The sequence below is a fragment of the Candidatus Lokiarchaeota archaeon genome (assembly GCA_014730275.1).
Lineage (GTDB): Archaea > Asgardarchaeota > Thorarchaeia > Thorarchaeales > Thorarchaeaceae > WJIL01.
Map to the genome: position 1 here is coordinate 11,875 of WJIL01000016.1, position 12,333 is coordinate 24,207.

Consider the following 12,333-nt stretch of genomic DNA (forward strand, 5'->3'; position numbering starts at 1 on the left):
CTAGTTCTGAAAATGTACAAATGTGTTCTGGTTGTAAACATATCCAGACTAGTCCGATTTTGGGCCTTAACAATCCAATGGCCCCTATTTCTCCCTTTCAACCAACTGGATCCTTAATTTGTCGAATAATGCCTTGCATAGTTAGAAGATGAGTTCCTAACATTATATTCCGCTTTGTTATGTAGGATTAATATACCTCTCTGGCGGCGTTTTTCCATAGTGATTATGATGCCTGATTACAAGGTGAAAGATATGGGCTTGGCCGACGAAGGCAGGTCTCTTATCAACTATGCAGAAACACACATGCCCGTTCTTATGCATTTACGTGAGAAATATTCAGACTCAAAACCTCTTGAAGGGATGAGAATCTCTGGCTGTCTGCATGTAACAAAGGAGACGGCAGTACTTGTAGAAACACTACGGGCTGTTGGTGCCCAAGTAGCATGGTCTGGTTGCAATCCCTTGTCGACCAATGACAAGGTAGCAGCAGCTCTTGCGGCTAATGACGTGCCTGTGTTTGCATGGCATGGGCTTGACACCGAGGACTATTACTGGTGTATCGAGCAGACACTCAAAATCGAACCAACCATGACGTTGGATGATGGTGCGGACTTAATCTTCACACTCCACAACAAACACACTGAGCTTATTGAGAATCTCTACGGTGGTGCGGAAGAAACGACTACAGGTGTTATTCGTATACGAGCCATGGCCGAAGATGGAGCACTCAAATACCCGATAATGGCAGTCAACGATGCTGATACCAAACATCTCTTTGACAATGTCTATGGTACCGGACAAAGCTCCTTTGATGGAGTGCTTCGAGCATCAGCCATACTGATAGCAGGAAAAACGGTTGTTATTGGTGGCTATGGCTACTGTGGCCGTGGTCTTGCGATTCGAGCTGATGGTCTTGGTGCAAACGTCATCGTTACTGAAGTAGACCCTGTTAGAGCCCTCAAGGCACGCATGGACGGGTTCAGAGTGATGCCCATGACTGATGCGGCCCCAGAGGGTGATCTATTCATCACCGCAACAGGAATGCGCGATGTCATCACTAAGGAACATATGGAACTGATGAAAGACGGAGCAATCCTTGGAAACGCCGGGCATTACGATGTCGAAGTGAACAAGAACCACCTCGAAGACCTGAGTAAGACCAAGGAACGCGTAAGGCATGCTCTCGATGCCTACCGACTCAAAGATGGACGTACCCTTTACCTCCTTGGTGATGGTCGGCTTGTGAATCTGGTTGCAGCCGAGGGACACCCCAGTGAAGTCATGGACTTGTCGTTTGCGGCCCAGCTTAATGCGATGCTATGGTTGAAGGAGCATGGCAAAGATCTCGAACCAGATGTTTACGAATTTCCAAAGGAACTAGACAAACAGACGGCAAAGCAGAAGCTGAAAACCATGGGCATTGAGATTGATGAATGGACAGAAGAACAAAAGAAGTATGCTCATGCCTATGCCGAAGGTACCTAGGGAAAGGGACTCATCCCTCTCTTTCGGCGTAATCCCTGCGTCTAAGGTTGACGGCCATTCAGCAATTGAAGTCTCATATATGAAACAGTACTGGAGAAACACGTTTTGGAGAAAGAATTGATTTTCTTAAGACATTGCGAGTCGGAGCTAGATTTCAATATACCTGTCAGCCAATGGAGTCTTAGCGCAAAGGGGAAACAACATGCTAAGAAACTTGCTTCATCAGGCCAATTCGATGATGTTGAAACCATAATTGCTTCAGAAGAGAAGAAGGCCCATCAAACAGCTCAACCTATAGCAAAGAGAAACTCACTTTCTATCATGGAACTGCCGAACTTCAATGAACTAAATCGTGATGTTGCTACACCGCTTACAAAAAATGAGTATGAAAAATCTGTCAAGCTGGCATTCGAAAAACCTCACGAAGGCGTCCATGGTTGGGAGACAACGTCCTCTGCACTTAAGCGATTTACTAGAGGCGTAGAAGAAGTCAAGAAGAGACAAGAGACGAAAATCCTACTCGTATCCCATGGAATTATTCTCACACTCTACTTCGGTGTATTGACTCAGCAGATGGATCAACTTTTCAATCGGTGGAAGAAACTAACATTTGGAGCTTGCGGCATCATTGAAGACGGAAACGTAGTGAGAGATATTGTTAACTAGGTGGGCTATCATACTTCTTCTTCAACTACCTTTGTGTTCTCTTCCTTCTCTTTTTCTCCGGCTTCTTGCTTCATTCGTTCTTCAAGGTTCATAACTGCAGGAATGAAAAACGCAGCAACACTCAAGCTGGCTGTAACAAACCCGGCAATCACGAACCACGAGTTGACTCCAATCAAATCTGAGACCGGACCTGCAATACCCAGACCTACTGGGGTCATAGCTGAAGCTCCGCTACTTATGAGCGAGAGTATTCTACCTTGCTTGTCTTTTGGAACAGTAGATTGAAGAATTGCAATCATGGATCCATTGAAAATCGGCATCATGAGACCTATTACCAGCATGAGAGCCGTTGCGAATAGAACTGCATTGGATGGGCTCATACCTATGAGAAAAACGGCTATTCCTTCTATGACAAGAGCTCCCATGGCAGTATTCACTTTCTTTTCAGAACCGCCCCACATACCCAATATGGCACCTCCAGCCAGCATTCCTCCTGCGTTTACGGACTGCAGCAAAGCAAGCGTAGAAGCACCTCCGTCAAAATGGTTTGTTGCTAACAGCGGAAGAAGGGAGAATGCAGGTGTCGTCACGAGATTGAGAACCATTGCAAATACTATCAACATCAGTGCTCCAGTCCAGCTGCGTATGTAGCGGAAACCTTCAATCATATCTCCAAACGGAGATTTGGCTTTGTCCTCGTCGCTCCGATCTGGCTGAGGAATATGGATTGCACCTACTGTGAGTATGGCAATTAGTGCTGTGAAGATGTCGATGCCTAGGATACTTTCCATTGGTACTAATGCAAATAACAAAGCTCCAAGGGGTGGCGCGAGGATACTAGCGAGACCCTGTAATGATTGATTCATTCCGCCTACTCGTGAAAGATGCTCCTCTGGAACAAGCATCGAGGTGCTCGCCTGCATCGCCGGCCAGTGAAAAGAAGACAGCAATGAAGCTGATAGCATGAGTACATAGATATGCCAAATCTGAATCGCATCAGCGAAGTATAGAAAGGCAAAGATAGCTGTTACGAATGCGATAAGTGAATCAGCCGCTATCATAACCCTCTTTCTGTTCCATCTATCAACATATGAACCTGCTAGTGGACCTGCAACAATTTGGGGAAGCATGAATGCCATTGAGACTGTGGCGAGTATAGTGGCAGACCCTGTTTGAAGAGTAATCCACCAGACAATTGCAAAGCGAACGAGTCTTGATCCGAAAAGAGAAACCGCTTGGCCGCTCCACATGACAAAGAATTGTTTCATGGATTTCTCTTCGGACTCATCAGCCGGTGTTTCTACTTCTGCGGCCTCAATTTGCGTCATAGTTTGTCACTGCTGTTCTCGGCTCCTGTATTGAACTTAAAAGACGGTAGAAACACGCAAAGCGGTGACTGTATACAGAAGATGCAAGGCGTCTTGAAGCTATGAGATCTTCTGGCTTTCCTACCCATTCAATCCCGGGAATTCTTCTCTAGGTCTCACTTTCGCTCCTCTTTGCAGGGATGTAAGCCAGAATGGGAAACAGAATCAAAGACAAGAAGAACGGTGCCAATCTATTGATATCTTTTTCCGCCCCAAGCAGGAAAGCTGCTATTCCGCCTATCACCGAAAAAAGACCAGAGAATGACCTAGCGCTTTCTATGACTCCTTGTGCTTCTCCACGTCTGGTATCTTCGGAATGGCCAGCCGCTAGTGAAACAGAAGATACTGAAATGAGTGGCCAGATTGGGAATATCCAGACCAAAGCTGCTGTAATGGGATGGTTCAAGATTCCTAGAAGAAAGAGGCCAAGATTTCCAGCCATACCCAGTCTGAGTGCGAACGAATCACCGATTTGATCTGTTAGCTTTCCATAGCCAAATGATCCAATAGCCCCCGCTAATCCGCTGAGTGCACTGATCATGCCTATCCAGAAGCTCTGCTTGTCATAAATCTCGTACATTTTTACTTGAAAAAGGGGCAGGAATACTCCCCGACCCACACTGATGAGGAGAATCGCTAGTGTGACCTGAAAAAGAACTGGCTTCATGTTCCGAAGGCTTTCAAGGATTCCTCTTCTTGGAGGAGCTTCAGTTTCTACATCCTCCTCTTGAAATAACATGAGAAAAACCAGCATCGCTATGATATGGATTCCCGCAGTGAACAGGAATGTAAGATGAAGTGGCCAGATGTCCCAGAGATAGCCAATGAAGAGTCCGCCCAATCCCCATCCTGCTGAAGAAAACAGAAAAAAAGATCCAATATTGGATGCTCTTCGTTCCTCCTTCTGTTCCATCAGGGTAATAGTGGCGTTGCGCACAGGATTGTATAGTGACGTAAACAATGAAGCTAGCATATACGCAAAGAGCAAGATTGCCAAGTGGAACATCCCTGAACCCGCCACCAGCTCAGTGAGGGGAAAAAGAATGGTGAATCCCGCCTGCCCTATCATGGATATAGCGAGTAATTTCTTTCTAGATGCAAACATATCCGATACCCAGCCCCATACCCACGAGAGCGAGATTGCTGTAATGGCAACTAGTGTTCTGCATAGAGAGCTTGCTATGAAGCCATACAAATCATACACATAAAGTGGAATGAACGTGAAATAAAGCGATAATACAAACCCACCTGTAATCTGCATTGGGACCAGTGCAAATCCGCTTCTAGTCGTTAGAATGGATCTTTCGGTCATCTCGGCCCCTCATTGCTATTACTGTTAGGTTGGCCTCACCTGTCGCAGGCTATGGCTCGTTCTGCCCATTACGAGCTTCTCTGGTTCAGATAGAATCGATTTCTTCAATCTTAGCGATAATCTCACTCGGAAGCTGTGGCATACCAGTTGGTTTCTGCATTAAGTGAATGGGTGTAGGTGCAGCTGGGCCTCTAACCATATGGTATATCTGGCCCATATTCTGTTCTGCAACGATAATATGCTCGACTTCTGCAGCCAAATTAGCAACGATTTCCTCTGGGAATGGCCATACGGTTTTGAGTCTCAACATACCCGCCTTGATACCTTCTTCTCTAACCTCTCGGATGGCTTTTCGCCCGCTGCGTGATGGTGTTCCATAGGCAATCAATGCTATGTCTGCATCATCAAGCATGAACTCCTCAACTTCAACAATATCGTCCATATGATCGAGAATCTTGTGATTGAGACGGGTAATCAATTGCATCTGAACATCTTCGGCATCAGTAGGATATCCACGCTCATCGTGAGTAAGACCTGTGGCATAGAACTGATATTCTGAGCCAAATATAGCCATAGGCGGAATCTGATCCTCGTCCGGCTTGAATGGTAGATACTCAGACGGATCAACAGTTGGTTGCTTTCGATTTACGATTTCTATGTCATCTTGGTCGGGGATGACAAGACGTTCCCTCATGTGACCTACAGTTTCATCCGCTAGTACAAATACGGGAACCCTGTATTTTTCAGCCAAGTTGAACGCTTTCACTGTTTGATCGAACATTTCCTGAACTGAAGCTGGAGTAAGGGCGATGATTTGGTAGTCTCCATGACTACCCCACTTAGCCTGCATGACGTCACCTTGCTGCCCTCGCGTTGGCTGCCCTGTGCTTGGTGCACCCCTCATGATATTGACCAGCACCAAGGGCGTTTCGGTCATTACAGCCAGACCTATTGCCTCATTCATGAGACTAACACCAGGTCCAGATGTTGCAGTCATAGATTTCGTACCCGTCCATGATGCCCCTATGACGCTGGTAATCGAAGCAATCTCATCCTCGTATTGCACATATGAGCCACCAATTTCTGGCATCCGTTGAGACATGCGTTCAGCTATTTCCGTAGCTGGTGTAATTGGATATCCACCGAAATACCTGCAACCCGCATGGAGCGCGCCTTCGGCACATGCGATATCGCCCATTGTAAACATTGTTTGCTCAGGCATTAGCTAGTCCTCCTCGTCTTCTTCCTGCTCAAATTCAGGAATGAGCGTTCCCTTCTCCAACTCACCTTTCTCGTAGGCTTCTCTTGCTTCATCTCTTTCGGACAAGAAAATTGCCATATCCGGGCATATTCGCTCACAGAATTCGCAATTCACACAGGAATCGATGTCACAAGCCGTGACGGGATGATATCCCTTTTCGTTGTATTTGCTCTCATCGATACAGAGTACGTCTTTTGGACAAAATTCAGTGCATAGTTCACATTGCTTGCACTGTTCCTGTAGAATAACAAGCACCTTGTCGCGCTTTCTCGGCGGTTTTGGAGTGATTGGCTCTCGAGTACTAGACACAACGTATTTCTCCTTGGTCGCTCAGAAGTTTTGGTGTAACCCAAAGCTCTACCAGGTCGGCCTGATTGTATCGCTGAAGACGGAGTATTTGAGAATATTGGTATCCTCACAATATTCATTCTTACATTCAATTGGATGCTTGTTCTTTTCCCTGCCCATAGCAGTTAAGAGGAACGGGTGTGAGCATATGGTGTACCTCTCGTTGGAGCGATAGCGTGTGCCTGACGAAATTCCACCACAGGATGAGTTAGAACAGTCCATCAAGGGAAAGACCTTGCGTGTATACTGGTATATGCTCCGCCATCCCGAGCCGATGACTGCTCGAGAGATACAACATGGAACCGATCTTTCAAGCCCTTCATTATCCATGCATCATTTGGAGAAGATGAAGGACATTGGACTTGTGGACAAAGATCGCCATGGCAGATATAGTGTTAGAAGAGACATTCGAGTAGGGATGTTGAAGCAGTTTATCGGCAGAGGCCGCTTGATGGTCCCACGATATCTTTTCTATGCCACATTTTACTCTTCGCTGACTGCAGCACTTGCTACATTGCTGTGGCGCTTTACCGATTGGTATTCTGTCTTGCTACTGCTTCTTATGGCATCAGTCTGTGGGGTTCTGTGGTATGAAGCATTCCGAATATGGAGAAATGTTCCGTTCCCGGAGGAAGAAGAATGAAACTGACAAATCGCATTTCACATAATCTCAATTCAAATAGACATAGTGCGTATCATAACCCGATAGCTAGTCCTATTCGTCTATGGTCAAGATCAAGAGCTCGCAAAATTGCAGTCCTATTTCTGGCTTTATTCGTGGTTTTTGCATCACCTCTTCTCTTGACTTCGGGTCTAATGGAATCAATTCCGGGAAGTAACAATCCAATTACAGGAATAGCTGCGGAACCCCCTCAAGTTAATTTGACGTACTACTCTCTGTGGAATGAAACCCAGCGACCTGTTGAAGACGACGGTGATGTACTCATTGGTGATTACATAGTGATAAATGCAACATGGTCACCTGACACCAATATCACAGGAACGGCACTTGAAATTCATGCACCTGCAATACCGACGACTGTTTCTGAAGTGAGCAACTCCAGTAGCATAGAAATCAATACACGCAGGCTAGGCAACAATGCCACCTGTACAATCAATGCTACTGCTTGGTGGGGAGACGGATATCTAATTAGAAAGATCTACTATGATGTTTTTATCGGAAACTTCTTTGTCCCTCACCTAGAACTGGAGCAGCCTAACGGCGGTGAGGTCTGGACAGGAGCCAACAATGTTACGTGGACAGCTTCAGATAATAATCTGGAAGAGAACCTCACATTCGAGGTGCTTCTCTCATCAGACGGAGGTAAAACCTTCCAGCTACTTGGTGCAGGTTTGAACAGAACATGGTTCGAGTGGAATTGTACTGGCTTCCTCAATTTGACTACGTACAAAATTCAGGTTCGGGCAACCGATGGAATCTACATCGTGTCGGATCAATCTGACAGTACCTTTACAGCAGGAGATATCTATGTGCCCCCTTCAACCACTACCACAACAACTACCCATACTGAAACTACTACAACGACGGGCCCACCGGGCTTATCTCCACAAATTGGAGCTATGATTGCAGTGATTATCGTGGGCAGCGCTTTCCTTGCTGTGGGAGTCTACTATCTTGCGAAAACGAGAATCTAGTGATCAACCAAGTATCTTGTCGATGAGTGGTTGCGTATTGACTACGTGCTTGTTGAGTCCCACTTCTTCTGGTTCCAACCCCATGGCCAACCCAAGTAGCTGAGTATAGTAGAGAACCGGTAACGTGTATTTCTTCTCTTCAAGCTCCTTGTTCAATTGGGCCTGAGAAACCTCGAATTGAAGATGGCAGAATGAGCATACATTGACAACACAGTCTGCCTCGGCTGTTAGCATGTTGTCAATCTTCTCCTTGGCCATGTCCACGCTCACAGCAACTTGGCTTCCTCTGACGCCTCCCCCTGCTCCACAGCACATATCTTTGTCGCGATACTTGACAGACTCTGCCCCCGTTGCCTCAATCAACTCATCCAAGAAAGTATGTCGTTGCGTTTTCTCCCACGGCCGATTCTTGCTTGGCTTCAATAGATGACAACCGTAGTGAGCAGCTACTTTGATACCTTCCAAAGGTCGCTTAACCGCGTTCTTGACTTCTTCAAGCCCTAGTTCGTTGATAACTTCTATAATGTGCTTTGCAGCTACATTTCCCTCGAAGTTTATTCCCATACCTCGGAAAACCTTCTTCACTTCATCGAGTCGTTCTGGATGTTCATTCAATTCAGCTAGTGCTTCTTTGAAGGTTCCATAACAACCGTTACAACCCGTGACTAGATCATGTCCTGTTTTTTCAGCCAGTGCCAAGTTCCGTGTTGACAAAGCAAGCCATGTGGGTTCATCGAAGGAACGAATGACTCCCGGGGCAGGACAACAACTGGCTCCCTCTAGTTCTTCCAGTTCAATTCCAAGCTTGGGAAGGACTATGCGTATGCTTTTCTCTACATTTGGAAACCGATTTGGCATTACACAACCTAAGAAGAAACTATATCGTCGTTTAGTATCAGACATTATTCTCCCTCCTCTGATTCTTGCCCCTCAATCAGTTTCTGAAAACCTGTACGCTTCATTATTTTCTTGACATCCTCGAGAGCATCTTCATGTTGATGCACTGTGGGAGGTATTTCTGGAATTTCGAGTTCCTTCCTCATTTCATGATTAGCTTCATCGAGTGGTACTGCATGACCTGTTTCAAGGAGTTTTTTGGAGGCCTTCCGGTGTCCCGGTAGCATGTATCCTTCATCGGCTGCCATATTCCTCATGATAATGATGGCATCAGTTACTTTGATTTGTCTTGGACAGCGTTCAAGACAAGTAAGGCAAGTTGTGCACAACCACAAATCAGGACTACTCAACACTTCGTCTTTCAAACCTAGTAGAGCTTTCCGGATGATTTCGCGTGTTCTGAAGGCTGTTCTTCTTCCACTCGGGCAGACACTGGAGCATGTACCACATTGCATACAGGTTCTGATTCGATTAGCCCCCGCATCAACTACCTCTTGAATAAATCCTATGTCTACATTCTCTGAGCGTATTGTATCACGATTGATGTCTGCCATCAGGTAACCTCTGAACGGATAGTGATGCACAGCATCTCTGCTCGATTGTTATAAGGGTTCAGAAGCAGGAACAGAAACTCAGCTCGATTTACTGATAGTTGTACTCTGCTAGTGAGAGTAATCCCCTGTTGCCAATTCTGACATTCGTCAATCCCTCTTCCTCTGCTACCTTCTTTGCTACTTCTGCGTGTTTCCTGCTTGTTCTTGGCAAATCGGACATCACGTGGTGGGGTTGAAATCCAAGTAGTGCTGTCGGGATTGAAGAATCGCACTCCGCTACGAAACTGGCAATACGCCTGACTTCTTCAAGCCCAACATATCCTGGTATCAGTAGAATGCTGGCGACAAGGAATGTATTTTCGCTTTGAAATCCCTTTTCCGCAAGAATGCGAAAATTGCGTATTACCGCTTCATTAGAGGTACCAGTTAAAGCTTGATAGACTTGAGATGTCATGGCTTTCAAGTCGAACTTGATTGTACCACCACTTTGAAGCAAAATGTCCGCTATATCGTTCAAGTACTTCCGCGAAATCTTGCCGTTGGTTTCATAGCAGACACGAACTTGACGGTTCTCATTGAGTAAGCGTGAAACGGTTATGGAGTGCTTTGCATTACACGAAGGATCTCCGCCAAAGTAGCAAACACAAGCTGTGTTCTCGTCAGCTACACCCGCCAGCTCCTGGGGTGTCATCAGCGGTTCACCTTGAGCCATCATTTGGCGGTAGCTTGTATTCTGGCAGAACAGGCAATCCGAATTACAAGATCCATAGAATACTGCAAGGTTTTTGAGCCGAGAATTCCACTGGTCGATTTTCTGATTTCGTACAGGACAAACCCAATCGGCTACACAGTTTGTAGGGAGTGGATCAAAATACCAGCGAACGACAGCCTTCTCTCCATATTTATGAACGACAGTGCCATCTTGGACTTGACGAAGATGGCAGAATCCCGTATCCCCCTCATTCATTTTGCAATGATTACTGCACTCCCCACACACAACTTGACCGTCAGAGGGTATCTTGCCTACTAATGCCTCATCTTGGCGTAGCCTTCTATGTTGTTCCATGCTATGGCCCATTCGTTCGGAGCCTTCTGCGAGGCACTCTGGGCAATAGCCTATGGATTGGGATACTATCCTGTTCTGGTGGTTAGGGCATCTCATCATCTGATTACTCTCAAGCTGATTGGATGAATTTTGTCCTTCCGAACAACCATGTAAAAACCGTTTTATGTGCTGATACTTCTAAATGCTCCACAGTCGGTGCATGGATTGACAGCCTCTGAAGAAAACTCTGTTGTAGATGTCGACGAAGTTGACATGGATTTCGTTGATTTGATAAAGAAAGCAGGCGGTCCCAACGTCCAGAGTTGCTATCAGTGCGGTACATGCAGTGGTAGCTGTCCTGCTGGGGCAAGGACCAACTATCTTGTTCGTGACATCATAAGAAAAGCATTGCTTGGTTTGAAAGAGGAATGTGTTTCAGTTACCGAACTATGGTATTGCACAACTTGCTACGCTTGTACTGATAGATGTCCACAGGATGTGAAACCCACTGATGTGATTAAGGCTATCAGGAATATTGCCGTCGCAGAAGGACACATGTTATCAAACCACCAGAAGGTTGCAGTCAAGGTCATCGAGACCGGACATGCTGTTCCACTAGACAAAGAGATGTGGCAGCAATTGAGAGAAAAAGTTGGATTGGAACCTATTCCTCCGAATGCAAGTGCCAACCCATGGGCTGCAGAGGAGGTCAAGAAATTGAGTGAAATCTGTGGTTTCGACAAACTCATTGGATATGAGGAGTTCCTGAAAGCAGAAGAAGAGAAAAAGAAAAAGAAGAAGAAGGAGGGCTGAAACGATGACTGATGAACCTGCCTTTATGCACTTTCTCGGATGCATTATTCCACATAGGTATCCAAGTGTAGAGCGCGCTACGAGATTGATTTTTCCTGATTTGGGAATGAAGCTTTTGGACATGGAAGGTGCAACTTGTTGTCCAGCTCCCGGAGTTTTTGGTTCCTTTGACCGCGTAACTTGGGCAACGGTTGCTGCTAGAAACCTGACCATTGCAGAGGAGAGTGGTCATCCGATAACCACTGGTTGTAACGGTTGTTTCGCTAGCCTCTGGGAAGCAAATCACGAACTCAAAGAGGATGACGAACTACGAGAGAAGGTAAACAACAATCTTGCAGAAATCGACCGGGAGTTCAAAGGAACGATTGAAGTTACTCATTATGTAGATGCGCTGTACGATACTGCTGGCTTAGAAAAGATACGGGAACAAGTAAGTAGGCCCTTTGAAGGTGTGAGAATCGCACTACATCCTGGCTGCCATTGGATGCGTCCAAAGCTCGTCAAGCAGAAAGACGAAAGCGAACGCCCCCATATCTTTAGAGATGTATGTGAGACCACAGGGGCGGAATATGTTCCCTACAAGGACGAACTGATGTGTTGTGGAGCCGGAGGTGCTGTTCGGACAGCTGATCTTGAAGTTGCACTGGATTTCACAAAGCAGAAATTCGATAGTATCCTCGAAGCGGGTGGTGCTGACCTTATAGTTACACCGTGCCCATTCTGCCAACTACAGCTTGATCTTGGCCAGGTGGAGATACAGAAGCACTTTGGTGAGGAATACGTGTTTGATGTGATGCATGTGTCCGAATTCTTGGCTCTTGCTTTCGGTCATGAACCGGACGATTTTGGACTGGATACACATCTTCAATACATGCAGCGCAAGAGTGAGCCCAACTGGGCCCAGATTCTGATGTAACACCGATTACACA

12 protein-coding genes and 1 pseudogene are annotated in these 12,333 nt (G+C 46.1%); 6 read left to right on the forward strand and 7 right to left on the reverse strand.

Annotated features, from left to right (window positions below):
• Nucleotides 1-225 precede the first annotated feature (225 nt).
• Complete coding sequence (locus GF309_02295; GenBank protein MBD3157596.1) at nucleotides 226-1,485, forward strand: adenosylhomocysteinase; 1,260 nt, start codon at nucleotides 226-228, stop codon at nucleotides 1,483-1,485.
• Nucleotides 1,486-1,560: 75 nt separating this feature from the next.
• Entirely contained in the window at nucleotides 1,561-2,151 is a 591-nt protein-coding gene (locus GF309_02300; protein ID MBD3157597.1) for a hypothetical protein, read from the forward strand.
• 8 nt (nucleotides 2,152-2,159) lie between these two features.
• On the opposite strand, the gene GF309_02305 is transcribed toward GF309_02300, so the two are convergent.
• The 4 genes and pseudogenes from GF309_02305 to GF309_02320 all read right to left on the reverse strand — a co-directional run bounded on the left by GF309_02305 (nucleotide 2,160) and on the right by GF309_02320 (nucleotide 6,346).
• Nucleotides 2,160-3,479, reverse strand: coding sequence for an MFS transporter (locus tag GF309_02305; protein MBD3157598.1), 1,320 nt, complete (start codon nucleotides 3,477-3,479; stop codon nucleotides 2,160-2,162).
• A gap of 148 nt (nucleotides 3,480-3,627) precedes the next feature.
• Entirely contained in the window at nucleotides 3,628-4,830 is a 1,203-nt protein-coding gene (locus tag GF309_02310) for an MFS transporter (GenBank protein MBD3157599.1), read from the reverse strand.
• A gap of 85 nt (nucleotides 4,831-4,915) precedes the next feature.
• Nucleotides 4,916-6,052: a 2-oxoacid:acceptor oxidoreductase subunit alpha gene (locus GF309_02315; protein ID MBD3157600.1), complete on the reverse strand. Its 1,137-nt coding sequence runs from the start codon at nucleotides 6,050-6,052 to the stop codon at nucleotides 4,916-4,918.
• 117 nt (nucleotides 6,053-6,169) lie between these two features.
• Nucleotides 6,170-6,346: pseudogene (locus tag GF309_02320) on the reverse strand (2-oxoacid:acceptor oxidoreductase).
• A gap of 271 nt (nucleotides 6,347-6,617) precedes the next feature.
• Between GF309_02320 and GF309_02325 the strand changes: the two are divergent.
• Both GF309_02325 and GF309_02330 read left to right on the forward strand, forming a co-directional pair.
• Nucleotides 6,618-7,082, forward strand: a complete 465-nt coding sequence (locus tag GF309_02325) for a hypothetical protein (GenBank protein ID MBD3157601.1) — start codon at nucleotides 6,618-6,620, stop codon at nucleotides 7,080-7,082.
• Nucleotides 7,079-8,095 carry a hypothetical protein gene (locus GF309_02330; protein MBD3157602.1) on the forward strand — a complete coding sequence of 339 codons (1,017 nt, stop codon included), beginning with the start codon at nucleotides 7,079-7,081 and terminating at the stop codon, nucleotides 8,093-8,095. Before GF309_02325 ends, GF309_02330 begins: the two co-directional genes overlap by 4 nt.
• A gap of 3 nt (nucleotides 8,096-8,098) precedes the next feature.
• Here the strand turns inward: GF309_02330 and hdrB (GF309_02335) are convergent, their stop codons facing one another.
• From hdrB (GF309_02335) to GF309_02345, 3 genes are all read right to left on the reverse strand, one after another.
• Nucleotides 8,099-8,998, reverse strand: coding sequence for a CoB--CoM heterodisulfide reductase subunit B (hdrB, locus tag GF309_02335; GenBank protein MBD3157603.1), 900 nt, complete (start codon nucleotides 8,996-8,998; stop codon nucleotides 8,099-8,101).
• Nucleotides 8,998-9,546, reverse strand: coding sequence for a CoB--CoM heterodisulfide reductase subunit C (gene hdrC / locus GF309_02340; protein ID MBD3157604.1), 549 nt, complete (start codon nucleotides 9,544-9,546; stop codon nucleotides 8,998-9,000). Before hdrC (GF309_02340) ends, hdrB (GF309_02335) begins: the two co-directional genes overlap by 1 nt.
• 88 nt (nucleotides 9,547-9,634) lie before the next feature.
• A complete protein-coding gene (locus GF309_02345; protein ID MBD3157605.1) occupies nucleotides 9,635-10,711 on the reverse strand; it encodes a radical SAM protein in 1,077 nt (358 codons plus the stop codon).
• Nucleotides 10,712-10,864: 153 nt separating this feature from the next.
• Between GF309_02345 and hdrC (GF309_02350) the strand changes: the two genes are divergently transcribed.
• Together hdrC (GF309_02350) and hdrB (GF309_02355) are read left to right on the forward strand one after the other, a co-directional pair.
• The gene (gene hdrC, locus GF309_02350) at nucleotides 10,865-11,404 is read left to right on the forward strand and encodes a CoB--CoM heterodisulfide reductase subunit C (GenBank protein ID MBD3157606.1); all 540 of its coding nucleotides are present in this window, start codon (nucleotides 10,865-10,867) and stop codon (nucleotides 11,402-11,404) included.
• Between the two features lie 25 nt (nucleotides 11,405-11,429).
• Nucleotides 11,430-12,320 (forward strand): CoB--CoM heterodisulfide reductase subunit B, encoded by an 891-nt coding sequence (gene hdrB, locus GF309_02355; protein MBD3157607.1) that lies wholly within the window; start codon nucleotides 11,430-11,432, stop codon nucleotides 12,318-12,320.
• Nucleotides 12,321-12,333 lie beyond the last annotated feature (13 nt).